Source organism: Streptomyces sp. NPDC005566 (assembly GCF_040605575.1).
Taxonomy (GTDB): domain Bacteria; phylum Actinomycetota; class Actinomycetes; order Streptomycetales; family Streptomycetaceae; genus Streptomyces.
This window is the reverse complement of sequence record NZ_JBEXDB010000003.1, coordinates 147,545-174,335: the sequence shown is the minus strand read 5'-3', so window position 1 is coordinate 174,335 and position 26,791 is coordinate 147,545. Positions and strand designations below refer to the sequence as shown.

Here is a 26,791-nt window from a genome sequence, read left to right as displayed (position 1 = left end):
TGCCGCGGTTACCCTCCGACTCGTCCGCCTGCGTTGCCCGCAAATGCGTTGCGCGCGTGCGTTGCCCGCATGCGTTGCGCGTCTGAGTTGCCCGTCCGCGGCGCCTGCATCTCCTGTCCGTTTCAGCTGCCCGTTCCGGCGGCCTGTCCCAGATGCCTCAGCGCGAAGTCGAGCTCCAGCCGGACCTGCTTGATCCGTTCCTCCACGACGAGCGAGCCGTGCCCCGCGTCGTACCGGTACACCTCGTGGACGGCGCCGCGCGCGGCGAGGCGGTCCACGTAGTTCTCCACCTGACGGATGGGGCAGCGCGGGTCGTTGACTCCCGCCGAGATGTAGACCGGGGCACGTACGGCATCCACGTACGTCAGCGGTGACGACGCCTCGAACCGCTCCGGCACCTCCTCCGGTGTTCCGCCCAGCAGCGTGCGGTCCATCGCCTTCAGAGCCTCCATCTCGTCGTGGTACGCGGTGACGTAGTCGGCGACCGGGACCGCCGCCAGCCCCAGCGCCCAGGAGTCCGGCTGCGTGCCGAGCCCGAGCAGGGTCAGATAGCCGCCCCACGAGCCGCCGGCGAGGACCAGCCGCGCAGGGTCCGAGAGCCCTGACTTCACCGCCCAGTCCCGGACCGCCGCGATGTCCTCCAGCTCGATCAGGCCGACCCGGTGCTTGAGCGCGTCCGTCCAGGCGCGCCCGTACCCGGTCGACCCGCGGTAGTTGACCCGAACGACGGCGAAACCGTGGTCCACCCACGCGGCCGGACCGGACGCGAACGCGTCGCTGTCGTGCCAGGTGGGCCCGCCGTGTATCTCGAAGATCGTGGGGAACGGCCCGTCACCGGTGGCGGGCGTCTGCACCAGGGCGTGGATGCGGCCTCCGGGCCCGTCCACCCAGGCGTCCTGCACGGGTACGGAAGCCGGAGCCTTCGCGCCGGGCGGATCGAGGACGACCGCGCCCGTCGTGGCCCGTACGGTGGGCGGCTGGGCGGCCGACGACCACAGGTACTCCACCGTGCCGTCAGGGCGGGCGGTGGCGCCCGACACCGTACCGGCGGGGGTCTCGACGCGCACCGGGCCCTTCGCTCCCGGCTCGTACCTCCACAGTTCGCTGCGTGCCTCGAAGTCGTGCTCGATCAGCAGCGCGGACCCGTCCGGATACCACTCGGCACCCACGTCGCCGGGCAGGTCGACCGGCAGATCCGTCTCCGTCCCGGCCACCGGATCCCAGATCATCGGCTCCCAGCGGCCGCGGCGCTGATGCCCGACGAGAAGCCGGGTGTCACCGGCCACGGGGGCGAAGCCCAGGACGGACAGGCCGAGCTCCTTCGTGCCGCCCTCGGTGTCGTCCAGCTCGGCGACCGTCGAACCGTCCGGTCGCACGACCCGCAGCGCGGAGTGCATCGCGTCCCCGTGTTCGGTGTGCTCGAGGGCGATCAGGCTGCCGTCGTGCGACAGGTCTCCGACCCCGGCGGACTCCCGGTGCCGGTAGATCACGGACGGCTCGGACCCCGGACGCACGAGGTGAACGGTCGTGCCGTCCTCGTCCGTGGACCTGCCGACCACTGCTGTCCCGTCGCGGCCGATCGCGAGACCGGCCGGGTAGGAGGGCTCCAGACCGGGTGCGGCCGGCGCGTCCGCACCGCCGCCGAAGGGCTGCCGCATCCACACGCCGAACTCGTCGCCGTCGGTGTCGGCGAACCACCAGACGGCCTCACCGTCCGGCGTCAGCACGCCGTCGGTCGTCCCGTTGGGCCGGTCCGTGACCTGACGCTGCTCCCCGGTCGCCCGGTCCCATGCGTACAGCTCGTACGTGCCGGTCGCGTTGGAGACGAAGAGCGAGCGGTCGGGAGCGTCCTCCGCCCAGTCGGGCAGGGACACGCGGGCAGCGCGGAAACGCTGCTCCCACTCAGGTACGGACGCGTCGTTCTGTGTGTCGCTCATGACCCCATCCAACCCGATTCGGCTGCGGAGCCGGGCCGGCCTGTGGATAACTGTTCGCACGCACCCCAGCCTGTGGGTAACTTTCCCGGCATGTATGCACCGACGCCTGACGACTGGCACGAAGCGAACCGTGCGCGCTGGGACGAACGCGTGGCCATTCACGCCGCCGGCGACTACTACGACCTCGATGCCTTCCGCGCAGGCAAGGACGCCCTGCGCGACTTCGAGCTCGCCGAGGTCGGAGACGTCACCGGCCGGACGCTGCTGCACCTGCAGTGCCACATCGGTCTCGACACCCTGTCCTGGGCCCGCCACGGCGCCGCGCACGTCGTCGGCCTGGACTTCTCCGAACCCGCCGTCGAGACCGCCCGCGGGCTGGCCCGGTCGCTGGGACTGGCGCCGGAGCGAGCGGCGTTCGTGGCCGCCGACGTGTACGACGCGGCGCAGGCCGTACCCGACTCCTCGTACGACATCGTCTACACCGGGCTCGGTGCGCTGAACTGGTTGCCGGACGTGGACCGTTGGGCGGAGATCGCCGCTTCGCTGGTCGCGCCGGGCGGCTTTCTCTACCTCGCCGAGTTCCATCCGCTGACCGACTGCCTCGACGACGAGACCGGCTCGACGATCACGTACGACTACTTCAGCCGTGATCCCTGGGTGGACGAGACGCCGGGCACCTACGCCGACTTCGATGCCCAGACCGTCCACAACCGCAGCGTCGAATGGCAGCACCCGGTCGGCGAGGTGGTTTCGGCGCTGGCGGCGGCCGGGCTGCGGATCGACTTCCTGCACGAGCACGACGCCTCGCTCTTCGCGCGCTACCCGGCGCTGAAGCGGCACGCGGACGGCTACTACCGATTCGCGGCGGACCGTCCGCGGATCCCGATGATGTACTCGGTCAAGGCATCGCGCCCGGTCAGCGGCTGACCGGTCCGGACTTCCGGCCGATTGTCAGTGGCGGGGGTCACACTCGTTCCATGACTGACACGGCCGGCACAGTCGGCACGACTGACAGGGCGGGCGCCGCGGGCGGTTCCGGAAGCAGCGACGGCGGGGCTGTCGGTACGGCCGAGGTGCGGGAAGCGGTGGAGGCGTACTGGGCCGCGGCCGACGCCCGCGACTGGGACGCCTTCGCCGCGACGCTCGCCGACGACGTGGTCTACGACCTGCCGCAGAGCTGCGAGCGGATCCGCGGCAAGGAGCGGTACGTCGCGTTCAACCGGGACTATCCGGGGGACTGGCACGTCCGGATCGAACGGATCGTGGCCGACGGGGAGGGGCTGCAGGCCGCCGCCCGGACGCTGGTCACGGACGGCCCCGACCGGATGCACGCCATCCACTTCTTCACGTTCGACGCCCAGGGGCGGATCACCGCGGTCACGGACTTCTGGCCCGAGTCCTACGAGCCGCCGGCAGGCCGGGAGCACCTTGTGGAGAGGTACTGAACCGCCGCCGGGGGTGCTGGCAGGGCGGCGGCACCACCGGAACGCACGAACCCGGTGATGCCGCCGCCCGCGTCAGGTTTCTACGCGCGTTACGCCACAGAGCGGAAGGCGGGCAGATACCCGTTCGACTGCCCGATCGCCTTGGGGTGATAGGAGTTGGAGATCGGGATCGACACGCTGTGGATCCAGGCGTCACCCGAGCAGAGCTCGTGCCCCGTGAACTCGTCCACCACACTGGAGAAGGTGAACCCGGCGTCCGCAGCCCGTTTGGCGAGCACTCCGTTCAGGACGTTGGACGCGTTGTTGATCGCCCCGCGCTCGGTCTCGGTGAGCCCGGCGATGCAGCTGCCCGAGAGCTTGTAGAAGCGCGGGTACCCGAGCACGACCACATGCGCCTGCGGCGCCCTTGAGCGGATGCTTCCGTAGAGCGAGTTGAGGCTTGTCGGCAGCGAGTTCTGCATCTGCGAGACCGCCGTGTTCACCCGGCTCACACACGTGGCCTCGCTCTGCAGCACACAGGTCTGCATGACGTCCGCGAACCCGACGTCGTTGCCGCCGGCCGTGACGCTGACCAGTGTGGTCGATGAACTCAGCGCGCCCAGCTGACCGCTGGAGACGGAGCCCGTCGTCGCACCGGAGCAGGCGACGAACTTGAACGACGACGGAGCGTTCGCAGCCGCCCAGAGGGACGGGTAGGCGTTGGTGCTGCGCATGCAGCCACCGCTTTCCGAGGTGTAGTTCCCGGCACCGACGCCCGAGGAGTAGGAGTCACCGAGAGCTACGTAGTTGTCGCCGGCGGCGGAAGCCGGCTGCGCCATGCCGAGTGCGGCCACGGCGGCGATGGCGAGGGTGGATGCGGAGGCCCAGAAGGTGCGTACTGACATGACTGCCAGCCCTTCGAAGTGTGGGGGATGGGTGGGGAGTTCGTGGGGCGAGCACGTTTGTAGCAGCTGCCGGTACCCGCCGGTAATGGCGCTGCAGAAAGTCGTCTGATATGCCCGAATGATCGTTCGGGGGTCGATGCTCCGCGCGTAGATAAACCTTCAACTGGCCCCCGAATGGGTGAAGTTGTGGATCATCTGCACCATCCCCGTGACTCCTCTGCGTCACCACGAGAGGTGTGGTGCGCGGCCACCCGGCTCCCGTACGCCGTGGGAATCCGCCTTCACAACTGCCGTCGGCCGAGCACGCCTGCCGCTCCCCGGGCGCGTCGGTAGCCCCCGGACGTAGCGGCCGTCGCCGAGCACGTCGGCAGCCCCGGACGTAGCGGCCGTCGCCGAACACATCGGTAGCCCCGGACGCGGCGGCCGTCCCCGAACTCGGCTGCCGCGGACCTCCGAAGCGGAAGGTGCGCTCCGCCTCGAACACGACCGTGGCCGCCAGGAACACCTGGCGGCCACGGTCCGTGCGTCGTGCGGGTCTGTCTACAGCGTGCGTTCCAGCCGGTCCGCCATCAGCCTGCTGAAGCGCGAGGGATCGCTCAGTTCGCCACCGTCCGACAGGAGGGCGAGCCCGTGGACGAGCTCGGCCGCCTCGGCCAGCTCCGTACCGGCCTCCGCACCGTCCCCCTGTTGGGCGTGCGCCTTCTTCAGCCCGCTGATCAGCGGGTGGGAGGGGTTGAGCTCGAGGATCCGCTTGATGTGCGGCACCTCCTGGCCCATGGCGCGGTACATGTTCTCCAGGGCCGGGGTGGCATCGTGCGTGTCCGAGACGATGCAGGCCGGTGAAACGGTGAGCCGCGAGGAGAGCCGGACCTCCTTCACGTTCTCGCCCAGCTGCTCCGTCATCCAGGTCAGCAGTCCGGCGTAGTCCTGCTGCTGCTTCTCGCGCTCGGCCTCGACCTGCTTCTTCTCCTCGTCGGTGTCGAGGTCGACCTCGCCCTTGGCGATCGACTGCAGCTGCTTGCCGTCGAACGCCGGCACGGACTGGACCCAGACCTCGTCGACCGGATCCGTCAGGAGGAGGACTTCGAAGCCCTTGGCGCGGAAGGCCTCCATGTGGGGCGAGCTCTCCATGGCCGCGCGTGATTCGCCCGTCATGTAGAAGATCTGCTCCTGACCCTCCTTCATGCGTTCCACGTACGAGCGCAGCGTGGTCAGCCCTTCCTCGTCCTGGGTCGAGGCGAACGAGGAGATCTCCAGGATCGTGTCCTGGTTCTCGAAGTCCTGGAGCAGGCCTTCCTTGAGAACCCGGCCGAATTCCTTCCAGAGCGTCCCGTACTTCTCCGGGGCGGCGGACATCATGTCCTTCACCGTCGAGAGCACCTTCTTGACCAGCCGGCGGCGCATCAGCTCGATCTGGCGGTCCTGCTGAAGGATTTCACGCGACACGTTGAGCGACAGGTCCTGCGCGTCGACGACGCCCTTCACGAAGCGGAGATACGTCGGCATGAGCGCTTCGCAGTCATCCATGATGAACACGCGCTTGACGTAGAGCTGAACTCCGCGCTTGTGCCCCTGCATGAACAGGTCCTGCGGTGCGTGGGACGGCAGGAAAAGCAGGGCCTGATATTCGAAAGTGCCCTCCGCCTGCATGCGGATGGTCTCGAGCGGGTCGGTCCAGTCGTGGCTGATGTGCTTGTACAGCTCGCTGTACTCTTCATCGGTCACGGAGTTCTTCGACCGTGCCCACAGCGCCTTCATCGAGTTGACCGTCTCGATCTCGGGCGCTGCTCCGTCCTCGCCCGCCGTCGCGGCGGCCATGCGGATGGGCCAGGTGATGAAGTCCGAGTACCGCTTGACGATTTCCCTGAGCTTCCAGGGTGACGTGTAGTCGAAGAGCTGGTCCTCGGCGTCCTCCGGCTTGAGCCGCAGAGTGACCGAGGTGCCCTGCGGGGCGTCGTCGACGGACTCGACGGTGTACGTGCCCTCGCCGCTGGACGTCCAGCGCGTGCCCTGGCTCTCACCCGCGCGCCGGGTGAGGAGCGTGACCTCGTCGGCCACCATGAAGCTCGAATAGAAGCCGACACCGAACTGCCCGATGAGTTCCTCGGACGTTGCGGAGTCCTTGGCCTCCTTCAACTCCATCAGGAATGTGGCCGTTCCGGAGTTCGCGATCGTTCCGATCAGCTGCACGACCTCATCGTGCGACATTCCGATTCCGTTGTCGCGCACGGTCAGTGTGCGCTGTTCCTTATCTGCCTCGACGGCGATATGGAGGTCGGAGGAGTCCGCCTTGAGTGTGTCGTCACGGAGAGTTTCAAGGCGCAACTTGTCGAGTGCGTCAGAGGAATTGGAAATGAGCTCCCGCAGAAAGACGTCCTTGTTCGAGTAGATCGAATGGATCATCATCTGCAGGAGCTGACGCGCTTCTACCTGGAACTCGAATGTCTCGGCCGGCATGGGTGCAGGTTCCCTTTCTGGGGTAAGTCATCTGAGCCGAGACATATCGTAACCAGCCCTCGCGGCGCCCGTGTGCCGCATCCCGGATGCGTTCGGTGGGTCCGGGCGCCGGGGTGGAGGCGCCCGCCCGTTCGGTCAAGCAGCGTGCGCACAGGGGGCGATGGGGCTTACGGGCCGGTGGTGCAGTCGCCGCTCGGCCTCTTCCCGCGTGCTGCCGCACCGGCGCGGCTGATCACCTCGACCTTGTGATCGATGTCGGCCGTCCTCTGCCCGGCGTTGATGCCGGGGCGGTCCTCCTTGAGGTGCCACGTGTCGCCCGAGGCCGTGATGAAGACGTGCTCGTCGACGCGCCCGCCCCGTACCGCCTGCCCGCCCCTTACGACCTGCCTGCCCCGTGACCCGGCAGACTGGGGCGCATGGGCGATACGCGAGCGGCTTCAGAGACGGCAGGAGACACCGGCGCACCGGTGATCCTCGGCAACGAGCCCGGTTCGTTCGCCAGGAGCGTGCTGGCCGAACGCCATCCGGCGCTGATCCGGCAGGTGCGCGAGGCCTTTCCTTACGGTCCCCGGCAGCACCAGGCGCTCGACGCGCTGCTGGACGAGATCACGCACGGGGTCGTGGAACCCCTCGACGCAGCGGCACCGGACCACGGAATCTGGCAGGACTGGGGGCGAGAGCACTTCGGGCGGTCGTGGTTCGACGCCCCGTTCCTCTGGGCCGAGAGCTACTTCTATCGCAGACTCCTCGCGGCCGTCGAGTACGTCGACGAAGGGCCGTGGCAGGGCGTCGACCCCTTCGCGCCCTTCAAGCTGGCGGAACTGAACGGCACCGCGGTCGACGACGAGCTCCGTTCCCTGGACCGGCTCGCCGACGCTCCGGCCGACGAGCGGGCAACGGCTCTGCTGCACGCCTCGCTCTGGGGCAACCGCGCCGATCTCGGTTTTCGGGTCGCGGCGGACGAACCGCTGGGAGACGCCGACCCCGGGCTGGTCGCCGACGACAGCGACCTGCTGTGGTCGCTGCTTCCCGCGGGCGCCCAGGCGACTGTTTCCGTGGTGGCGGACAATGCCGGCCGGGAGCTGATCCCCGACCTGATCCTGATCGACCACCTGCTGCGACAAGGTCGCGCGGAGCGTGCCGTGCTGTACGTGAAGCCCGGCCCGTACTACGTCTCCGACGCGACGACCGCCGATGTCATCGACTCCCTGCGCCGCCTCGTCCGGGCGCCTGGTGCTGCGGGCGGGATCGGTCGGCGTCTCTGGGAGGCGATGGGGGAGGGGCGCCTGGAGGTACGCGCCCATGCGTTCTTCTGCGCGCCCCTGCCGTACGAGGAGATGCCCGAGGACCTGCGGAAGGAATGGGGGGCCGGGGCGCTCACGATCCTGAAGGGCGACCTCAACTACCGCCGCCTCGTGGGTGACCGGCTGTGGGACCCGACGACGCCCTTCGCGGACCGCACGGCGTACTTCCCCGGGCCCGTGGCCGCGCTGCGCACGTTGAAGTCCGACGTCGTCGTCGGGCTGGACCCGCAGACGGTGAGTGCGCTCGACGCATCGGGTGGGGCCTGGCGCACCAGCGGCACGCACGCCCTGATCCAGGCGCGCGGCCAGGGAGGCTCCTAGGGCTGCTGCGGTGTCTCCACGAGGCGGTTGACCAGGTCGTGCCAGGCCTGCTCCAACTGATCGAGCGCGATGCCGCGTTCGCGGGTCAGGTGGTGGACGAGGGCGGTGTCGATCGATCCCAGCAGGGTGTGTGCGAGGAGCTCCGGGTTGCCGACCGCATCCGACTGGCGCAGCAGCATGGTGATGTGGCTCAGGCGCAGACGGTTGGCCGGGACGGCGTAGGCGCGCAGCGGATCGGTGCGGGAGGCCAGGATCAGCTCATGGTGATCTCGCTCGTGGCGCATGACAGCGGGGCCGAAGGCATGCAGCCGCTCCGTTGCGGGGGCGCCCGGGCCCATGGGTGGCGGTCCTGAGAGGAAGGCGGCCTGGAGCAGCCCTTCGCGGTGGTCGAGGAGCGCGAGGAGGAGGCCGGTGCGGTCGCCGAAGCGCCGGAAGACGGTGCCCTTGCCCACTCCCGCTGCGTGGGCCACCGATTCCATGGTGAGGTTCGCCGCGCCGCACCCGGTCAGCAGGCGGGAGGCGGCGTCCAGCAGGCGCGTGCGATTGCGCGCCGCGTCCGCCCGCAGCTGCTCCGGCGGCTCACCGGCCGGTGCGAGCGGGAGGTGTGTCCGCTCCTCGCCGGGTTCGTGCGGCCTGGAGGGCGGAGGGACGGGACCGTTCATGTCCTCAGCGTAACGCCAGGGAAGAAAAAGTGGACCGCGGTCCGTTTAGGTGGTACAACTTTAAACGGACCGTGGTCCGCTTGCTTCGCAGTCTCCGTCTCCCAGGAGTTCCCCATGTCTGTACGCATCCTCGCCCTCGTCGGCAGCCTCCGCGCCGGCTCCCACAACCGTCAGCTCGCCGAGGCCGCCGCCAAGCACGCGCCCACGGGCACCGACGTCGAGCTGTTCGAGGGCCTCGCCGAGGTGCCCTTCTACAACGAGGACATCGACGTCGAGGGCAGCGTCCCCGCCGCAGCCGCCCGACTGCGTGAGGCGGCCGGCCAGGCCGACGCCTTCCTGCTGTTCTCGCCGGAGTACAACGGCACCATGCCGGCCGTGCTGAAGAACGCGATCGACTGGCTGTCGCGCCCCTACGGTGCGGGCGCCCTGACCGGTAAGCCGGCCGCCGTGGTCGGTACCGCCTTCGGCCAGTTCGGCGGCGTCTGGGCCCAGGACGACGCCCGCAAGGCAGTCGGCATCGCGGGCGGCGCCGTCCTCGAGGACGCCAAGCTGTCCATCCCCGGCTCCGTGACCCGCTTCGCCGAGATCCACCCGGCCGACGACGCCGAGGTCGTCACCTCGCTGACCGAGGTCATCCGCCAGGTCGCCGAGCAGACCGCCGCCGCGGCTGCCTGACGCAGCTCACCCCGACGGCGGCACGCCGAGGATGCCGCGCCGCCGCCCGGCCGTTCACACGTCACTGCGCCGCCCGCGTTCGCGCCGGGCGGCGCAGCTGTGCGTCGTCCGTCAGCCGGTCACCACGCGGCGTCCCGCAGGGTGCCGGGCTACGACGAGAGGGGCTGCGCCGCGAAGGCGTCCACGTGCTCCGCAGCCCACCGGGCGAACGTACGGGCAGGGCGTCCGGTGACCTTCTCGACCGTGTCGACGACCGTACGGCCCACCTCCGGGGTGTTCCCGTACGCCTCGAGCAGGAAGCCGATGACCTCTTCCGGGTGGCCCGCCGCCCGCCACTGCGCCACAGCCTCCTCCTCGGTCAGCTCGACCAGGGCGATCTCCCTGCCGCAGGCGGCGGCGACCGTCGCCACCTTGTCGCCGACGGTCAGCAGCTCGGGGCCGGTGAGCACGTACTCCTGGCCCCCGTGTCCCTCCTCAGTGAGCGCGACCGCGGCAACGGAGCCGATGTCGCCCTCGTGGACCATGGCGCTGAGCCGGGACACGAACGGCTCGCGAACCTCCCCCGCGGCTGCGACCCCGCCCGCCCACTCCAGGGCGTTGGCCATGAACTCGACCGGCATGAGCACGGTCCACTCCACATCCTCGTCGGCACGCACGACGTCCTCCAGCGGCGACGACCCACCGCCGTGCAGCACGGTGACCCGGCGCACCCCGGCCGCGCGCGCCAGTTCCATGATCCGCGAGCCTGTCTCCAGCGGAGCGAAGTAGGCGCCGAAGGTGATCAGGTGGAGGCCGGTGACGCCGTCCAGGGCCGGGATGAGGCTGTCGGGGTCGGTCAGATCGCCTTGGACGACCTCGACGCCGGCCGGGAAGGCGGCCTTCGACGCATCGCGAGTGAGGGCGCGGACCGTGTGGCCGAGGGAGACCAGTTCGGCGACGACCTGACGGCCGACGGTTCCGGTGGCGCCGGTGACAAGAATCTTCTGCGTCTGTGTCATGGCACGACCGTAGGAAATCATTAGGTCAGATCTTGTCCGCAAGGCCAGGGCCTGCTGTCGCGTATCGGGCGGGCTCCAACCCACAGGCAACCCGCACACAGACAGCTGGGGGAGCGCGGCTGACGCGCATTCCGACGGCAGCCTTCGCCGTTACGGCGCACCAGGGTCTAGCCGATGAGAGTCTCCTTCGGGCGGACGACGCAGAACTCGTTCCCCTCCGGATCCGCCAGGACGGTCCACGACTCGCTGCCGCTCTGCCCGACGTCCACCCTGCGGGCACCGAGTGCCAGGACGCGCTCGATCTCCGCCTCCCGGTCCTTCGCGCCGCTGGTCAAATCCAGGTGCAGACGGTTCTTGACCACCTTGCGGTCGGTCACCGGCATGAAGCAGATGCCCACCGGGGCGGACTCGTCCGGCCCGATCACCACCTCCCGCTCCCGCTCGGAGAGGATGCGCCAGCCCAGCACCCCGGCCCAGAACCGGGCCAGGGCGGGCAGGTCGTGGGCGTCGATGACGATGTGGTGCAACGAGAGGGGCATGTCGGCCAGTGTGCCTCGTGACGCGTACGGGAACCCCTTCCGAAGGCACCTGGACCGCTGGTGCTTGGGGTTACAGCCCCGCGTCGGCGCGGACCCGCCGGAGCGCTGCTGCAGGGTCTGCCGCCCGTGTGACCGACTGCCCCACGACGATGTACGAGGCACCGGCGGCGAGGACAGCACCGGGTGTACCGGGGCGGGCGTGTTCCGTCCGGGACTCACCGGGCAGCGTGATTCCTGGAGTCACGATCAGGGAGTCGGGGCCCAGCAGGCCGCGCAACTGCGCGGTCTCCTGCGGCGACGCGATCACGCCATGGCATCCGGCCTTCTCCGCCAGCCCCGCCAGGCGCAGCACCTGCTCCTCGGCAGACGTGCCGATTCCGATGTCGGCGAGGTCGGTGCCGGTCATGCTGGTGACGACGGTCAGGGCCAGGACCCGCAAGCGCGGAAAATCGCGTGCGGCGGCGACCGCGGCGGCCATGATGCCGGTGCCGCCCATGCTGTGGACGGTCACCATCGATGCACCCAGTGCGCCTGCGGCACGTACGGCTCCGGCAACGGAGTTCGGAATCTCGAAGAGCTTCAGGTCCAGGAACACCTCATGGCCCTGCGCGACGAGGTGCCTGACGAGGTCGGGGCCAGCCGCCGTGAGCAACTCCAGCCCGACCTTGTAGAAACGGCACTCGTGGCCGAGTCGGTCGACGAGTGCCTCAGCAGCTCGGCGACTGTCGAAATCCAGGGCAACGATGATCGGACTGGTGGGTTCCACGGGGCCATTCTCAACCAGCGCACGCAGATGTGCGCCGCCGGCAGCCGGCCGCCCGCCATGTCACGACAACGGGCCCGACACCGTTCGGTGTCGGGCCCGTTGGGCGGTCAGCACGTGAGCCGGGGTGCCTGGTCGGCGCCCCGGCTCATGCGTCAGGCGTGGGAGCCGGTCTTGCGACGTCGTACGACGAACACCGCGCCCGCGCCGATTGCCAGGGCCGCGCCGCTCGCGAGGGCGAGCTGCGACGTCGCGGAGGACGCGCCTGTGGCGGCGAGGCTGCCGTTCACGGGACTGGCCGACGCGCCGGTCTGCGGCGTGAGGTCCGACGTGGTGGGCTCGGCGTCCGGGACCTTGCCGGGCTTCGTGCCGGCGGCGGCGATCAGGAACTCGTAGCCCTCGAGGTCCGGGGTCCCGCCGCAGGTGCCGTTGTCGTTGAAGTAGTCACCGGCGACGAAGGTGACGCCGTTGCCCGCGGGGGCCGAGGCGTCGATCGTGAGGCGCATCTTCACGTCGGCGTGGGCGCCGGCCTTCAGCGGGCTGATGGCGTCCATGTAGTGCTCGTTGTCGACGGTCTCCCACTTCGAGGACGAGGCGGACGACCACTGCAGGTGCACCAGTTCGTCGATGTCGTCGAGACCGCTCTCGTCGGTCGCGTGGACGTAGGCGAAGGGAAGCACCTCGTCCATCGTCTTCTTGGTGCCGTTGGTCACCCGGAGCTTGAAGTTGACCTTCGTGCCGGCGACGACCGTGGACGGCAGACCGGTGACGACCGTGGTGAGCTTGGCCTCGGGGACGCAGTCCTCGCCCTCCTCGCCCTCCTCTTCCTTCGCCTTGGCCAGCGCCTCGTCGGCGGCGGTCTTGTCCGCGAGTGCCTTCTTGGTGGCCTTCTGCGCCTCGCCGATTGCCCGGGCCGCGGCGACCCGCGCGTCGTCACGCGCCTCGTCGGCTTCGGCGACCTCGGCATCGGCGGCGGCCTTGGCACCGGCGGCGGTCACGGCGGCGCTTTCCGCCTCGGTGAGAGTCGTCGCCGCAGCGGTCTTCTCCTCCTCGGTGGCCGTCTCCGGAAGGTCATCGATCGCCGTCTGGGCGTCGATGACCGCTTGGTCGGCCTCGGCCTTGGCCGTAGCCGCCGAGGCCGCAGCGGTCTTGGCTGCCTCGACCGCCACGGTCAGCGGGTGGGTGTCGGACTCGAACGCTTCCAGAGCCGCGTAGGCGGCCTTCTCGGCCAGTACGGCGGCGTCGTACACCGCCTGCGCTGCCGCGGCGGCCTTCTCCAGCTCCGCGATGGACGGCTTCTCCTGCGTATGCGAAGCAGGCTTGTCGTCGGCGAACGCGGGGGTGACCGACAGCAGGAGGGCAGGTGTGGTCACTGTGGCGGCAACAGCTGTGGCAAGAATCCGGCGAATCTTCACAAGAGCCCTTCGGGGTCCGAAAAAAGAAAGAAGGGGTCGCAGCGGAATGGGACACGCAGATGCGACTTGAGGTGATCGTATGGCCGCGACAACGATCACTCATCACGGTTTCTTCACTCGTTCCTGTCGGCGCCGCGGCACTGTGACAGACAGAAAAGACGAAAGGGTGCAGTTGCTTTCACTGCGGGTGCTTTCGCTGTGAGGAACGCCACAGGGACCTGAGCGCGCTACGAGACGACCATCCTCGTCGCGGCCGTCGACGGATGGCTTTGACCAGCTGCCACGGGTCATCCGGCCGGTGCGTGAGTGAGCGTCAAGAAGAGATCGCTGCGCGGTCGGTCTCGCTGCGGAGAACACAGAACTCGTTGCCCTCGGGGTCCATGAGGACAGCCCAGCCTGCGCCATCGGATTCCCGGCGATCATCGACGAGGGTGGCCCCGAGCTCCAGCAGTCGCTCGACCTCCTCCTCGCGCGTGGTCTCCGGACGCAGGCACAGGTGGAACCTGTTCTTGATCGTCTTCGGTTCCGGCACCTGGTTGAAATGCAGCACCGGGCCCTCGGGCAGCATCACCTCGGTCTCCGGCGAACCCGGCTTGTCATCCTGATGCAGCGGAGAACCGAGCGCCTCACTCCAGAACCGCGCCAGCTCATAGGCATCCGCACAGTCGATTGCCACGTTCTGCACTACCGAGACCATGCGCGCGATCCTGCCCGACGCGACGCTCGGTCCGCCACCGAGTTGCGGCGGGACGGCACCAGCACGTTCGTCGCAGCCCTCGGTCCGCCATGGACGACCCACCGGAAGTCGCGGTCGTCGCGGCCCAAGTGCGGCGCCGCTGGCTTCCGGTGAGCAACTCAGCCGTCGAGCAGTTCGGCAAGAGCCATCGCTGCAACCACGGAGAAGATCCACGGCTTCCTCGCGGCCCGGCCACGGGTCTGACGGTCCAGTTCCCACACGAAGACCAAGAGGCAATACAGGTGCAGAGGGCCCGACACGAAGAAGGCGACGTCGTGCACAGGGCCTCCCGTTTCCTTCAAGGGGCGAGCAGGCTATCCCTGGGGCGCGGTCACGCGGAGGGCGGGGCCCATTGCGGAAGGCCTTGTACGCGGATGAGGGCTGACCTGCGGAGTTCGCGGTCTGTGCCCCTGGTGCCTCCTGGCCGATCGGCGCGGGCGGCGGCTGAGGAACGTGCCCGTCCGTCAGGACGTGTACGAACTCGACCCCGGGTTCGGAGGCCCGTCGACGAGTTCTACCGCCGGCCGAGGTCGAGGGGCGCGACCTGAAGGAGACCGGGCCTGACCTGCTGTTTTAGCTGTCGGGGTGGCGGGATCTGAACCCACGACCTCTTTCGCCCGAACGCGATCGCGGGCTCAAGTGACCTCACGTGCTTGCCGTTTGACCCAGGCTGGCGCGCAAGGTTACGTCCAGGAGAGTACGAGGAAGGCTTCCGGCGTTGGTCCCCGTTGGGCCCCCTCGACTGTCAGCCGATGCGCAAGGTTCCAAACGCGCCGAACAGCCCTGGAAATGACTCAAGCCACCTCTACCTAAGCGATAACCGTCCGTGCATCATGCGGAGATGGAGATCGCCGAGATGGTGCGCACCTACGTGGAGACCCTCGTGTGGCCCGCTGTAGCGCTGGGATGCGTGCTCGCCTTTCGGAGACAGCTGCGCGAACTCTTCTCCCGGATGAGGCGCATAGAGACGTTGGGAGGGGCGGCGGAGTTCGAGGCCATGATCCGCGAGGTGGCGGAGATTGCCGAAGAAGTACAGGAGAGCAGCCCCCGCAGCATCGCCCCTGGCGAAGTTCGTCGCCGCGCACACCCGGTGCCAGGCCCGCAGATGCTTGGGGCGGCACCCGACGGCGACGGCACAGAGACGCTGCACCGGCTCGTCCCCGAGCGCATCTCCGCCGAGGACCTGGCAGGGGACCGCAGGATCGACCCGCTCTTCGACGATGCGTTCCGGATGGTGGAGAACCTGCCTGCCACAGCCGTCGTCACGGCGCATGCCCGGATGGAGTCGTACATCTACCTGTTCCTGCGAAACATGAATGGCGAGTCCTCCATCACCGAGTCATCCTTGATCGGCGCGCTAGGACGCATAGGTGTGTCGGCACGGACCCTGTCCCTGGCCCAGAGACTCATCGACCTCGGCGACCAGGTGCGCTACGAGAACACCGGGGTCACAAGGGCGGCCGCGATCCAGTACATCGAATCCTGTACGGCGGTACTGTCCGAAGTTCGCGGCATGGCCCCCGCCTGACCGCTTCCTCCTGAACGCGATTCGACGTGCAGGCCGGCAAGGGCTGGCTGGTGCCGTAGCCGGCTGGATGGCCGCGAACGTCCACTACTGTCCACCCCCCGGTTTGGCCCCCAGGCACGAAAGAGGCCACCTACTGATTTCAGTAGGTGGCCTCTGACCTGGTGTTTCAGCTGTCGGGGTGGCGGGATTTGAACCCACGACCTCTTCGTCCCGAACGAAGCGCGCTGCCAAGCTGCGCTACACCCCGATGCCCACCGGTTGCCCGGCGACATCGATTACTTTAGCCCACCGGTGCCCGGAGGCGAAATCCGGTTTTGTCTCGGTCGCCACCAAACCACTGTGAGCACTCGGTCACTATCAGTCGCGGGGGGTCAGTGTCAGCAGGGTCGCCTCCGGCGGGCAGGCGAAGCGGACCGGGGTGTAGCGGTTCGTGCCGCAGCCGGCCGATACGTGGAGGTAGGCGCGCTTGTCGCCGACCGTGTGGCTGGAGAGGCCCTTCACCCGGTCCGTGTCCAGGTCGCAGTTGGTGACCAGGGCGCCGTAGAAGGGGATGCAGAGCTGGCCCCCATGGGTGTGGCCCGCCAGGATCAGGGGGTAGCCGTCCGCGGTGAAGGCGTCCAGGGAGCGCAGGTACGGGGCGTGGACCACGCCGATCGACAGGTCGGCGCCCGTTGCGGGGCCGCCGGAGACCTCGGCGTAGCGGTCCCGCTTGATGTGCGGGTCGTCGAGGCCGGTGAACCCGAGTTCGAGGCCGTCCAGCTTGAGGTGTCCGCGGGTGTTGGACAGGTTGAGCCAGCCTGCCGCGTCGAAGGCGTCCCGCATCGGTTCCCACGGGTTGTGGACAACGCCGACCGCCGGGGCGTTTCCGTTGAGGCCGTGCTTGCCCTGCATCTTCTCCAGGATGTAGAGGGCCGGGTTGCGGAGCTTGGGGCCGTAGTAGTCGTTCGAGCCGAAGACGTACACCCCGGGGAACTCCATGAGCGGGCCGAGTGCGTCGAGCAGCTCGGGTACCGCTTCGGGATCGGAGAGGTTGTCGCCGGTGTTCACCACGAAGTCCGGGCGCAGGCCTGCCAGCGACTGCAGCCAGGCGCGCTTCTTGCGCTGACCGCTCACCATGTGGATGTCGGAGACCTGGAGTACGCGCAACGGGCGTGCTCCTTGCGGGAGTACGGGGATCGTGATCCGTCGCAGGCGGAACGAGCGGGCCTCGAATCCGGCGGCGTACACGAGGCCGGCGGCACCGACCGCTGCGCCGACTGCCGTGACTTTCAGGGGTACTCCGTAGCGTGCGCGCATGTGCCCATCGTCGCAGACACGGTGCGGCGAGAGGAAAACCGGCGGGCGGCAGGTGCCCCGTACCTGTCACAATCGCCGCATGACCACGCTCAAGTCCAAGCTCAAGGAAGACCTCACCACGGCCATGAAGGCGCGTGACGAGCTCACCTCGTCCACCCTCCGGCTCACCCTCACCGCGATCACGAAGGAAGAGGTCAGCGGCAAGACGTCCCGCGAGCTCTCCGACGACGAGGTGCAGAAGGTGATCGCCAAGGAGGCGAAGAAGCGCCGCGAGGCGGCCGAGGCCTTCGCGCAGGGCGGCAGGACCGAGTCGGCCGAGCGGGAGAAGGCGGAGGGCGAGCTGCTCGACGCGTACCTCCCCAAGCAGCTCACGGACGAGGAACTGACGGGCATCGTCGCCGCCGCGGTCGAGGAGGCGAAGGCTGCCGGGGCCGAGGGGCCGCGCGCGATGGGTGCCGTCATGAAGATCGTGAACCCGAAGGTGACGGGGCTCGCCGAGGGCGGCCGCGTCGCCGCCACGGTGAAGAAGCTCCTCGCGGGCTGAGAGCCGGCGAGACGTACGGAGTGACGAAGGAGGGCGCCCCCCGGTCCGGGGAGCGCCCTCCTTCATGTCCGTGTCCGGCCTGAGGGGTCAGGGGCCGTTGCCTCCGCCGCGCGTGCCACCGTCGTTTCCGCCGATGATGCCGGGCGGGAAGGTGATGCCGCCGATCGGGTCGTCGGTTCCCGGCCTGTCGTCGCCGTCCTCGCGGTCCCGGTCCCGGCCCTTGTTCTTGTCCTTGTCTTCCTTCGGCTTGGCACGCGGCACCGAGATCGGGTTGAAGGACGGGGTCTCCGACGCGCTCAGCGCACCGGTCATCGCGATCTTCCAGATGGGGCCGGGAAGACAGCCACCGCAGACCTTGTCGTAGTACTGACCACCGATGGTGATGTTGTACATCTTGGTGGTCTTCTCGCCGATGTCGTCGCCGACCCACACCGCCGTCGAGAGGTTCGGGGTGTAGCCGACGAACCAGGCGTCCAGACGGTCGTTGGTCGTACCCGTCTTGCCGGCGTTGTCGCGGTCGGTGAGACCGGCCAGCGTGCCGGTGCCGTCCTCGACCACGCCCTTGAGCATCTGGCTGATCGTGTCCGCCGTCGGCTCACTCATCGCCCGGGCGCACTCGGACTTCGGTACGTCGATCTTCTTGCCGTCGGGGTCGATGATCGCCTCGATGGCGATCGGGGAGCAGTACGTGCCCCGGTTGGCGAACGTGGCGTACACGGAGGCCATCGACAGGGGGGTGCTCACCTCGCCGCCGAGGGTGATCGAGGCGTGCTCCTCGATCTCCTTGCCGTCGCCCCGCTCGTAGCCGACCTTCTTCGCCATCTCGACCGTCTCGCACAGACCGGCCTTCTGCTCCAGCAGGGCGAAGTAGGTGTTGATGGACTTGCCGAGCGCACCCGTCATGTCCCAGGCGCCCTTCTCGGACTCCATCTCGTTCTGCAGGTCCCAGTTGCCACCGCCGGCGGGGGCACCCGAGCAGGTGCGGTACGAGTTCTGCGGAACCGAGAGCTTCCAGCCGGTGGAGAAGCTCTGAGCAGGGCTGATGCCCTTCTCCAGGGCCGCGGCGGCCGTGATCGGCTTGAAGGTCGAGCCGACCTGGAAGCCGTAGGTGCTGCCGCCCATCTTGTTGCTGACGCCGAGGTTGAGCATCGTCTGGTGCTTCTTCTGGTCCAGGCCGTACGGGCGCGACTGGGCCATCGAGAGGATCTTGCCGCTGCCGGGCTGGACCTGCACCACCGAGGCGGCGACCTTGTCGTCCTTGTTCACCTTCGAGGTCGCTGCCTCGTTGGCGGCCCGCTGCGCCTTCGGATCGAGCGTCGTCTTGACCGTCAGACCACCGAGGTTCCAGAGCTTGGCCCGCTCCTCGTCGGTCTTCCCGAAAGCCGGGTCGTTGAGGACGATCTGGCGTACGTAGTTGCAGAAGAAGCCGGAGCCGGCGACGGCCGTGATGCAGCCGTTCTTCGGCTCGCTGACCTTCAGCTTGATCGGGTTGGCGATGGCCTTGTCGGCTTCGTCCTGCGAGATGTCCCCGACGGCCGCCATCCGCTGCAGCACGATGTTGCGGCGCTTGGTGGCTTCCTCCGTGTCGTTGACCGGGTCGTACCGGGTCGGCGACTGGACGAGGCCGGCGAGCAGCGCGGCCTCCTCCACCTTCAGGTCCTTCGCGTGCTTGGAGAAGTACCGCTGGGAGGCGGCCTCGACGCCGTAGGCCTGCTGCCCGAAGAAGGTGATGTTGAGGTAGTTCTCCAGGATCTTCTTCTTGCCGAGCTCTTCCTCGACCTGGATCGCGTACTTCAGCTCACGGACCTTGCGGCCCAGGGTCTGCTGGGTGGCCTGCGCGACCTTGTCCGGGTCGTCGCCCGCCTCCTCCACGAAGACGTTCTTCACGTACTGCTGGGTGAGGGTCGAGGCGCCCTGCGCGGCGCCGCCGGCCTGCACGTTGCGGTTCATCGCACGAAGGATGCCCTTGAGGTCGACGGCCCCGTGCTCGTAGAAGCGGGAGTCCTCGATCGCGATGATCGCGTCCTGCATGTACGGGGAGATGTCCTTGAGCGGGACGACGGTCCGGTCGCGGGAGTAGTCGGTCGCGATGAGACCGCCCTCGCTGTCCAGGATCGTGGTCCGCTGGCTCAGCGGCGGAGTCTTGAGGTTGGAGGGGATCTCGTCGAATCCCTCGACCGTCCCCTTGGCTGCGAGGCCCAGCGCTCCGGCGGCCGGCAGAGCGATGCCTGCCAGCACAGCTCCGGACAGCGCGGCGACACCGAGGAACTTGGCGGCCTGCTGGGTCGTGGTGAGACCCCCGCCTGAGCGCTTCTTTGGCATGAGGGCAGCCTAATCCGAAGTCGGCGACGTTCCGCAGGGGCGGGGGCTCCTCGGAGCGTTCGAGTACCAGACCGTGACATCCGGGCGCGGCCGGCGGGCCGGGGCCTCGACGCAGTACCGGCGCTCACGGGTGGTGGCGGGCACGTGGGCTCCGGACGCATGCCGGCGCCAGTCCGGGCCCGGGCGTCGCGGAAGGTGGCGGTGGTCGCCTGACCTGCCTGATCCGGTCCGGACGACAGCTGCGGCGTCGTCCGGATCCTCCCGCACCTCATCGAGGCGGGCCCCGGCCCGGTGTCGGCCACTGCTCCTGGGCCGGACGCCGACGAGTGGCACCAGCGGCTCTACGACGGCGCCGTGTTCGAGCCGGCATCCCGCGAATCTGACGGCATCACAACGCGAGGTGGCTACGTTCTCATTCGCCGGACACACATACAGGCCTTGGCCTAAGCTGCTCTCAACTGTCACAGCAGTCCGGTTTTGCAGCAACCCCCCTGCACGGCCCAGCGCAACTCAGCCACATGCCGAGGCGTTCCCGAATTCGCCTCATGTGTCACCGAATGTCCGTTGCGACTTGGGCTTACTGTCCCAGTTCTGCCGGGATAGTCCCGCATGTCCTCACCTCACTCCCCTGGGTGATCTGCCGCGTACGCATAGTCCGTTCGGGCCATTCAAGATTGGGCCCGAAGGGGGTGTTGTGCTGTCGCCTGCTTCCGTAACGTCCTCAACTGGCAGCGGTGAATATGCCGCTGCCGCCGTGGGGGAGCCTCGATTCGGGAGAGGACGGCGCCGGCATGGGCTGGGTAACCGACTGGAGTGCGCAGGCAGCCTGCCGCACTACCGATCCGGATGAACTGTTCGTACAAGGGGCAGCGCAGAACAGGGCCAAGGCGGTGTGCACCGGTTGCCCGGTGCGGACCGAGTGCCTGGCCGATGCGCTGGATAATCGCGTCGAATTCGGCGTATGGGGCGGAATGACGGAGCGGGAGCGCCGCGCACTGCTGCGCCGACGGCCCACAGTCACGTCCTGGCGGCGTCTGCTGGAGACCGCACGCAGTGAGTACGAGCGGTCCACGGGCTTGCTGCCCGCGGCGGTCGGTCTGGAGGACGACGAACTGCACGAGACGTACGCAGCCGTCGGGTAGTCCCGTGCGCGGGGCAGCCCCGTGAGGGGAGCCCGGCGGCGGTCCTACGCAGCTCCGGCCGGAGCGGTGACGGAACCGGCCGCGAGCCGTTCCCCGATGGTCCGAAGGCCTGAGAGGTCGTGCACATCACCAGGCAGCGCGGCCACCTCGGCCATCGGGACCTCGGGGTGCAGCGCGGTGAAGTGGTCGCGGGTGTGCTGCTCGCGCGCGACGACCTGCATCCGCTCAGCATGCAGCCGCAGCAGACCCGCGGTCAGCTGCTCGACGGAAACGACGTCGGCGATGGAGGCGTCGTCCTCCTCCGTGTGCTCGGGCTCCTTGGACGGGGCATGCGGCTTCGCGCCATGCGACTTCTGGGCGTGCGGTTCCTGCAGCTTCTGGTGCGGCTCTTGGTTGTGTGACGTGGACTCGTTCCGCCCGGGGGAGAGCGGTGACTCGGAGGCTTCGGGAGAGGTGACGGCCGCCGGGTCCGCCGGGTCACCAAGGCCAGCCTTCCCGGCCGTCTGATCCACAATGCCGACGCCGTCAAGATTTTCCGCGGCGGCCAGCGCCCGCTCCGCGGAGAGCCGCGCGGCCTCGCTGCCGTGCACCCGGTTGAGCACCAGACCGGCCAGCGGCATCTCCTCCGCGGCCAGCCGTTCCACGAAGTACGCGGCCTCGCGCAGCGCGTCCCGCTCCGGCGTCGCCACGACGAGGAACGCCGTGCCGGGGGCCTGGAGCAGCTTGTACGTGGCATCGGCCCGGGTACGGAATCCGCCGAACATGGAGTCCATCGCCGCTACGAAGGTCTGTACGTCCCGGAGGAACTGTCCGCCGAGCAGTTTGCCGAGCGTCCCCGTCATCATCGACATGCCGACATTGAGGAACTTCATCCCGGCCCGCCCGCCGATCTTCGCGGGGGCGATCAGGAGGCGGATGAACTTTCCGTCCAGGAACGAGCCGAGACGTTTCGGCGCGTCCAGGAAGTCGAGTGCGGAGCGGGACGGTGGGGTGTCGACGACGATCAGGTCCCACTCGTCGCGCGCCCTCAGCTGCCCGAGCTTCTCCATCGCCATGTACTCCTGCGTGCCCGCGAAACCGGCCGACAGGGACTGGTAGAAGGGGTTCTCCAGGATCGCGCGGGCCCGCTCGGCGTCCGTGTGCGCCTCGACGGTCTCGTCGAAGGTGCGCTTCATGTCGAGCATCATGGCGTGCAGTTCGCCGTCGCCGCCGATGTCCTCGACCCGGCGCGGGATGTTGTCGAGCTGGTCGATGCCCATGGACTGGGCGAGCCGGCGGGCCGGGTCGATGGTGAGGACGACGACCTTGCGTCCGCGCTCGGCCGCCCGTACACCGAGCGCCGCGGCGGTCGTCGTCTTGCCGACGCCGCCCGAGCCGCAGCACACGACGATCCGGATCCCCGGGTCGTCGAGAAGCGCGTCGGTGTCCAGCCCCGGTGCGATGTCCGTGCCAAGCGTCATGAACCCACCCCTTGTCCGGGGCGCCGCGCGCCCCTTGCGGGCCCTTGCCCCGCCGCGTCCACCGTCTCGTCGCCCACACCCTGTTTACGGAACTCCGCCGCCAGCTCGTACAGCGCGGAGAGGCTCACCCCTTCGCCCATCAGTGGCAGTTCGGCGGTGGGGAGCCCCAGCCCGGCAAGCACCGCGCGCTGTTCGCGCTCCAGGCCGACCCGCTGGGCGTGCTCGGCGGCCTGTGCGACCAATGGCCGTACGAGCCCGGCGGAACCCGTCACGCCCGCCCTGGTCAGCGTCTTCGCGATCTCCTTGCGGCGGCCCCCCGACGCGGTCCGCAGCGCGTCCTCGTCCAGCAGATGGGGGCGCACCATGTTCACCACGACCCGCCCCACGGGCAGCTCGGCGGCCCGGAGCTCCGCGATGCCGTCCGCGGTCTCCTGGACCGGCATCTCCTCGAGGAGTGTCACCAGGTGGACCGCCGTCTCGGGAGACTTCAGGACCCGCATCACGGCCTGCGCCTGATTGTGTATCGGGCCGATCCGCGCGAGCCCCGCCACCTCGTCGTTCACGTTGAGGAAGCGGGTGATGCGGCCGGTGGGCGGCGCGTCCATGATCACGTAGTCGTAGATGTACCGGCCCTGCTTGTCCTTGCGGCGCACGGCCTCACAGGCCTTACCGGTCAGCAGGACGTCCCGGACGCCGGGCGCGATGGTGGTGGCGAAGTCGATGGCGCCGAGCTTCTTCAGCGCCCGGCCGGCACCGCCAAGCTTGTAGAACATCTGGAGGTAGTCGAGCAGCGCGCGTTCGGCATCGATCGCCAGCGCATGGACCTCCCCGCCGCCGGGCGCCACGGCGATCCTGCGTTCCTCGTACGGAAGGGCCTCGGACTCGAAGAGCTGGGCGATGCCCTGTCTGCCCTCGACCTCGACGAGGAGGGTGCGCCTGCCCTCGGTCGCGAGGGCGAGCGCGAGTGCGGCGGCGACCGTGGTCTTACCGGTCCCGCCCTTGCCGCTGACGACCTGGAACCTGCTCACGTCTTCGAGCCTAACCAGTCGGCAGGCAGGCTACGCACGAGACCGCCTGTGCCAGGCATTACAGTCGGCTCATGACCAAGTGGGAATACGCGACCGTGCCCCTTCTCGTGCACGCGACCAAGCAGATTCTGGACACCTGGGGCGAGGACGGCTGGGAGCTGGTCCAGGTCGTTCCCGGCCCGAACAACCCCGAGCAGCTGGTGGCGTACCTGAAGCGGGAGAAGCCGTAGTGGCGGGCGCCGTCGAGGCGAAGCTCGCCGAGCTCGGCATGACGCTCCCGGGCGTCGTCCCGCCGCTGGCCTCGTACCAGCCGGCCGTGCAGTCCGGGGTGTACGTGTACACCTCCGGGCAGCTGCCGATGGTGGACGGCAAGCTCGCGGTGACCGGCAAGGTCGGCGCCGAGGTGACGCCGGACGAGGCCAAGGAGCTGGCGAAGACCTGCGCGCTCAACGCCCTCGCGGCCGTGAAGTCCGTCGCCGGGGACCTGGACCGGATCGCCCGGGTCGTGAAGGTCGTGGGCTTCGTCGCCTCGGCCAGCGACTTCACCGGGCAGCCGGGCGTGGTCAACGGCGCGAGTGAGCTCCTGGGCGCGGTCCTGGGAGACAAGGGCGTGCATGCGCGGAGCGCCGTGGGCGTCGCCGTACTGCCCCTGGACGCACCGGTGGAGATCGAGGTCCAGGTCGAGCTCGTCGAGGCCTGAGCCGTACCCTCACCGCCCTGTCATCCCGCCCGGTCCCTCCGACCGGGCGGGATGCTGCGTGTAAGGGGCAGTTACGGAGCCGGGGAGCCCTCGAACATCGGCGCGGTTCCGGATAGCCTCCGGCCATGCCCAATGGTCAGTGGTACCCACCGGAATGGCCCGCACGGATCAGGGCCCTCGCCAGCGGCGACCTGACGGCCGTGGACCCCAGGCGTGCGGCCACGGTGATGTTGCTGCGGGACGGCCCGTCCGGGACGGACACCACCGGTCCGGCCGTCCACATGCTGCGCCGGCGCACTTCCATGGCCTTTGCCGGGGGTGCGTACGCCTATCCGGGTGGCGGGGTCGACCCGCGCGACGACGACCACCTCGTGGGGTGGGCGGGGCCCTCCCTGGAGCACTGGGCCGAACGGCTGGGTGTGGAGACGGTCACCGAGGCGCAGGCCGTCGTCTGTGCGGCGGTCCGTGAGACGTACGAGGAGGCGGGCGTCCTGCTGGCAGGACCCACCGCCGACACCGTCGTGAGCGACACCACGGGTGCCGACTGGGAGGCCGATCGCGAGGCACTGGTGGCCCGTGAGCTGTCCTTCGCCGCCTTCCTCGACAGGCGGGGCCTGGTCCTTCGCTCCGACCTGCTGGGCGCGTGGGCGCGCTGGATCACTCCGGAGTTCGAACCGCGCCGGTACGACACCTGGTTCTTCGTGGCCGCGCTCCCGGAGGGCCAGCGCACCCGCAACGCTTCCACGGAGGCTGACCGGACGGTGTGGATCAGTCCGGGCGAGGCCGCCGACGGCTACGACAAGGGCGAACTGCTGATGATGCCGCCGACGGTGGCCACGCTGCGGGCGCTGAGGCCGTACGGAACGGCCGCAGAGGCGCTGAAGGCAGCGGATTCCCAGGACCTGACTCCTGTGCTCGCACAGGCCCGTATGGAGGGCGACGCGTTGGTGCTGAGCTGGCCGGGGCACGAGGAGTTCACCAAACACCTCCCGACCGGCGGCGCCGGGGGCGATTCCGTATGAGCGACGCGGCAGCGCTTCCCGGACAGCCCCGCGGCGGCGTCCTCTCCGGCCCGGCCACCACCCGTACGGTGAACGTCCTCGCGCCCAACGCGTCGGCGATGACTCTGGACGGCACCAACACCTGGATCGTCGCGGAGCCGGATTCCGATCTCGCGGTCGTCATCGACCCGGGTCCCCTCGACGAAGGACATCTGCGGGCCGTCATCGACACCGCGGAGAAGTCCGGGCGGCGCGTCGGCCTCACGCTGCTCACGCACGGCCATCCCGATCACGCCGAGGGTGCGGCGCGCTTCGCCGAGCTCACCCGTACCAAGGTGCGCGCCCTGGACGCGGCGCTGCGCCTGGGCGACGAGGGGCTGACGGCGGGTGACGTGATCACCACCGGTGGGCTCGAGCTCCGGGTCGTGCCGACCCCGGGGCACACCGCGGATTCGCTCTCCTTCCACCTGCCGGCCGACCGTGCGGTGCTGACGGGCGACACGATTCTCGGACGCGGCACGACGCTCGTCGCGCACCCGGACGGCCGGCTCGGCGACTACCTCGACACGCTGCGGAGACTGCGCTCGCTGACGGTCGACGACGGGGTGCACACGGTGCTCCCGGGGCACGGTCCGGTGCTGGAGGACGCCCAGGGGGCGGTCGAGTTCTACCTCGCCCACCGTGCACACCGGCTGGCCCAGGTGGAGACAGCCGTGGAAGCCGGTCACCGGACACCGGCGGAGGTGGTGGCGGCGGTGTACGCGGACGTGGACCGTTCGCTGTGGCCTGCCGCGGAGCTGTCGGTGCGGGCCCAGCTGGAGTACCTGGTCGAACACGGGCTGATCGAGTGATCGGGCCCTTCCCGGACACGCGAGAGGCCCCACCGTCCGGTGGGGCCTCTCGGCGGTTTCGTACCCGGTGGGCGTCGGCGCTCAGCGCGAACGCTTCGCCAGCCGCTCCACGTCCAGCAGGATCACGGCGCGTGCCTCGAGGCGCAGCCAGCCGCGGCCCGCGAAGTCCGCGAGTGCCTTGTTGACCGTCTCGCGGGAGGCGCCGACCAGCTGGGCCAGCTCTTCCTGGGTCAGGTCGTGCACGACGTGAATGCCCTCCTCCGACTGGACGCCGAAGCGGCGCGACAGGTCGAGGAGTGCACGGGCGACACGGCCCGGCACATCGGAGAAGACCAGGTCGGACATCTGGTCGTTGGTCTTGCGCAGCCTTCGGGCGACGGCGCGCAGCAGCGCGGTGGCCACCTCGGGGCGCGCGTTCAGCCAGGGCTGCAGGTCGCCGTGGCCGAGGCCGAGGAGCTTGACCTCGGTGAGCGCGGTCGCGGTGGCGGTGCGCGGGCCCGGGTCGAAGAGCGACAGCTCTCCGATCAGCTCGCCGGGACCGAGGACGGCCAGCATGTTCTCGCGTCCGTCGGGTGAGGTGCGGTGGAGCTTCACCTTGCCTTCGGTGACCACATACAGGCGGTCGCCCGGGTCGCCCTCGTGGAACAGCGCGTCACCGCGCGCGAGGGTCACCTCACTCATCGAGGCGCGGAGCTCCGCGGCCTGCTCATCATCGAGCGCCGCGAAAAGCGGGGCGCGCCGCAGAACGTCGTCCACGAGTTCTCTCCTTGTCGGCCTGTTCAG

The 26,791-nt window shown here is 69.2% G+C and carries 26 protein-coding genes and 1 tRNA gene; 11 read left to right on the top strand and 16 right to left on the bottom strand.

The features are described 5' to 3' along the window. Nucleotides 1-122: 122 nt before the first annotated feature. Entirely contained in the window at nt 123-1,937 is a 1,815-nt protein-coding gene (locus ABZS61_RS06100) for a prolyl oligopeptidase family serine peptidase (protein ID WP_356416786.1), read from the bottom strand. Nucleotides 1,938-2,027: 90 nt separating this feature from the next. On the opposite strand from ABZS61_RS06100, the gene ABZS61_RS06095 reads away from it, so the two are divergent. Then, the gene (locus ABZS61_RS06095; RefSeq protein ID WP_356416784.1) at nt 2,028-2,864 is read left to right on the top strand and encodes a class I SAM-dependent methyltransferase; all 837 of its coding nucleotides are present in this window, start codon (nt 2,028-2,030) and stop codon (nt 2,862-2,864) included. A 158-nt stretch (nt 2,865-3,022) separates the two neighbouring features. After that, nucleotides 3,023-3,382 (top strand): nuclear transport factor 2 family protein, encoded by a 360-nt coding sequence (locus tag ABZS61_RS06090; protein WP_356417156.1) that lies wholly within the window; start codon nt 3,023-3,025, stop codon nt 3,380-3,382. A gap of 89 nt (nt 3,383-3,471) precedes the next feature. On the opposite strand, the gene ABZS61_RS06085 is transcribed toward ABZS61_RS06090, so the two are convergent. Further along, entirely contained in the window at nt 3,472-4,266 is a 795-nt protein-coding gene (locus ABZS61_RS06085; RefSeq protein ID WP_356416782.1) for an SGNH/GDSL hydrolase family protein, read from the bottom strand. 540 nt (nt 4,267-4,806) lie between these two features. Then, entirely contained in the window at nt 4,807-6,723 is a 1,917-nt protein-coding gene (gene htpG / locus ABZS61_RS06080) for a molecular chaperone HtpG (RefSeq protein WP_356416780.1), read from the bottom strand. A 416-nt stretch (nt 6,724-7,139) separates the two neighbouring features. Between htpG and ABZS61_RS06075 the strand changes: the two genes are divergently transcribed. After that, entirely contained in the window at nt 7,140-8,348 is a 1,209-nt protein-coding gene (locus ABZS61_RS06075; protein WP_356416778.1) for a damage-control phosphatase ARMT1 family protein, read from the top strand. On the opposite strand, the gene ABZS61_RS06070 is transcribed toward ABZS61_RS06075, so the two are convergent. Further along, nucleotides 8,345-9,010, bottom strand: coding sequence for a TetR/AcrR family transcriptional regulator (locus ABZS61_RS06070; protein WP_356416775.1), 666 nt, complete (start codon nt 9,008-9,010; stop codon nt 8,345-8,347). The genes ABZS61_RS06075 and ABZS61_RS06070 overlap by 4 nt on opposite strands. A gap of 114 nt (nt 9,011-9,124) precedes the next feature. Here ABZS61_RS06070 and ABZS61_RS06065 point away from each other — a divergent pair, with 114 nt between their 5' ends. Further along, nucleotides 9,125-9,685, top strand: coding sequence for an NAD(P)H-dependent oxidoreductase (locus ABZS61_RS06065; protein ID WP_356416773.1), 561 nt, complete (start codon nt 9,125-9,127; stop codon nt 9,683-9,685). Between the two features lie 149 nt (nt 9,686-9,834). Here the strand turns inward: ABZS61_RS06065 and ABZS61_RS06060 are convergent, their stop codons facing one another. From ABZS61_RS06060 to ABZS61_RS06035, 6 genes are all read right to left on the bottom strand, one after another. Beyond that, nucleotides 9,835-10,683, bottom strand: a complete 849-nt coding sequence (locus ABZS61_RS06060; protein ID WP_356416771.1) for an NAD(P)H-binding protein — start codon at nt 10,681-10,683, stop codon at nt 9,835-9,837. Between the two features lie 167 nt (nt 10,684-10,850). Then, nucleotides 10,851-11,222, bottom strand: coding sequence for a VOC family protein (locus tag ABZS61_RS06055; protein ID WP_356416769.1), 372 nt, complete (start codon nt 11,220-11,222; stop codon nt 10,851-10,853). Between the two features lie 70 nt (nt 11,223-11,292). Further along, nucleotides 11,293-11,988 (bottom strand): orotidine-5'-phosphate decarboxylase, encoded by a 696-nt coding sequence (pyrF, locus tag ABZS61_RS06050; RefSeq protein ID WP_356416767.1) that lies wholly within the window; start codon nt 11,986-11,988, stop codon nt 11,293-11,295. Between the two features lie 152 nt (nt 11,989-12,140). Then, nucleotides 12,141-13,400: an LAETG motif-containing sortase-dependent surface protein gene (locus ABZS61_RS06045; protein WP_356416765.1), complete on the bottom strand. Its 1,260-nt coding sequence runs from the start codon at nt 13,398-13,400 to the stop codon at nt 12,141-12,143. A gap of 313 nt (nt 13,401-13,713) precedes the next feature. Continuing rightward, the gene (locus ABZS61_RS06040) at nt 13,714-14,097 is read right to left on the bottom strand and encodes a VOC family protein (protein ID WP_356416763.1); all 384 of its coding nucleotides are present in this window, start codon (nt 14,095-14,097) and stop codon (nt 13,714-13,716) included. A 158-nt stretch (nt 14,098-14,255) separates the two neighbouring features. Then, nucleotides 14,256-14,417: a hypothetical protein gene (locus tag ABZS61_RS06035; RefSeq protein ID WP_356416761.1), complete on the bottom strand. Its 162-nt coding sequence runs from the start codon at nt 14,415-14,417 to the stop codon at nt 14,256-14,258. Between the two features lie 560 nt (nt 14,418-14,977). Between ABZS61_RS06035 and ABZS61_RS06030 the strand changes: the two genes are divergently transcribed. Continuing rightward, on the top strand, nt 14,978-15,664 hold the full coding sequence (locus tag ABZS61_RS06030; protein WP_356416759.1) for a hypothetical protein: 687 nt from the start codon (nt 14,978-14,980) through the stop codon (nt 15,662-15,664). Between the two features lie 173 nt (nt 15,665-15,837). On the opposite strand, the gene ABZS61_RS06025 is transcribed toward ABZS61_RS06030, so the two are convergent. Both ABZS61_RS06025 and ABZS61_RS06020 read right to left on the bottom strand, forming a co-directional pair. Then, nucleotides 15,838-15,911, bottom strand: a tRNA-Pro gene (locus ABZS61_RS06025). Nucleotides 15,912-16,021: 110 nt separating this feature from the next. Continuing rightward, complete coding sequence (locus tag ABZS61_RS06020; protein WP_356416757.1) at nt 16,022-16,960, bottom strand: metallophosphoesterase; 939 nt, start codon at nt 16,958-16,960, stop codon at nt 16,022-16,024. Nucleotides 16,961-17,039: 79 nt separating this feature from the next. Here ABZS61_RS06020 and ABZS61_RS06015 point away from each other — a divergent pair, with 79 nt between their 5' ends. Further along, nucleotides 17,040-17,504 carry a GatB/YqeY domain-containing protein gene (locus ABZS61_RS06015; protein WP_351165615.1) on the top strand — a complete coding sequence of 155 codons (465 nt, stop codon included), beginning with the start codon at nt 17,040-17,042 and terminating at the stop codon, nt 17,502-17,504. Between the two features lie 87 nt (nt 17,505-17,591). Here the strand turns inward: ABZS61_RS06015 and ABZS61_RS06010 are convergent, their stop codons facing one another. Next, nucleotides 17,592-19,826, bottom strand: coding sequence for a transglycosylase domain-containing protein (locus ABZS61_RS06010; RefSeq protein WP_356416755.1), 2,235 nt, complete (start codon nt 19,824-19,826; stop codon nt 17,592-17,594). Between the two features lie 791 nt (nt 19,827-20,617). On the opposite strand from ABZS61_RS06010, the gene ABZS61_RS06005 reads away from it, so the two are divergent. Continuing rightward, complete coding sequence (locus tag ABZS61_RS06005) at nt 20,618-20,968, top strand: WhiB family transcriptional regulator (protein WP_329209618.1); 351 nt, start codon at nt 20,618-20,620, stop codon at nt 20,966-20,968. A 44-nt stretch (nt 20,969-21,012) separates the two neighbouring features. On the opposite strand, the gene ABZS61_RS06000 is transcribed toward ABZS61_RS06005, so the two are convergent. Further along, nucleotides 21,013-22,428 (bottom strand): ArsA family ATPase, encoded by a 1,416-nt coding sequence (locus ABZS61_RS06000; protein WP_356416752.1) that lies wholly within the window; start codon nt 22,426-22,428, stop codon nt 21,013-21,015. Next, nucleotides 22,425-23,456 carry an ArsA-related P-loop ATPase gene (locus ABZS61_RS05995; protein ID WP_356416750.1) on the bottom strand — a complete coding sequence of 344 codons (1,032 nt, stop codon included), beginning with the start codon at nt 23,454-23,456 and terminating at the stop codon, nt 22,425-22,427. The genes ABZS61_RS06000 and ABZS61_RS05995 overlap by 4 nt, the downstream gene beginning before the upstream one ends. Before the next feature lie 71 nt (nt 23,457-23,527). Here ABZS61_RS05995 and ABZS61_RS05990 point away from each other — a divergent pair, with 71 nt between their 5' ends. From ABZS61_RS05990 to ABZS61_RS05975, 4 genes are all read left to right on the top strand, one after another. Then, nucleotides 23,528-23,686, top strand: coding sequence for a DUF4177 domain-containing protein (locus ABZS61_RS05990; RefSeq protein WP_019992579.1), 159 nt, complete (start codon nt 23,528-23,530; stop codon nt 23,684-23,686). Next, complete coding sequence (locus ABZS61_RS05985; RefSeq protein ID WP_356416748.1) at nt 23,686-24,156, top strand: RidA family protein; 471 nt, start codon at nt 23,686-23,688, stop codon at nt 24,154-24,156. The genes ABZS61_RS05990 and ABZS61_RS05985 overlap by 1 nt, the downstream gene beginning before the upstream one ends. A 125-nt stretch (nt 24,157-24,281) precedes the next feature. Further along, nucleotides 24,282-25,178 carry an NUDIX hydrolase gene (locus ABZS61_RS05980; protein ID WP_356416746.1) on the top strand — a complete coding sequence of 299 codons (897 nt, stop codon included), beginning with the start codon at nt 24,282-24,284 and terminating at the stop codon, nt 25,176-25,178. Further along, entirely contained in the window at nt 25,175-26,008 is an 834-nt protein-coding gene (locus tag ABZS61_RS05975) for an MBL fold metallo-hydrolase (protein WP_356416744.1), read from the top strand. The genes ABZS61_RS05980 and ABZS61_RS05975 overlap by 4 nt, the downstream gene beginning before the upstream one ends. Before the next feature lie 81 nt (nt 26,009-26,089). Here ABZS61_RS05975 and ABZS61_RS05970 read toward each other — a convergent pair whose 3' ends face one another. After that, entirely contained in the window at nt 26,090-26,764 is a 675-nt protein-coding gene (locus ABZS61_RS05970) for a Crp/Fnr family transcriptional regulator (protein WP_014046869.1), read from the bottom strand. Between the last annotated feature and the right edge of the window lie 27 nt (nt 26,765-26,791).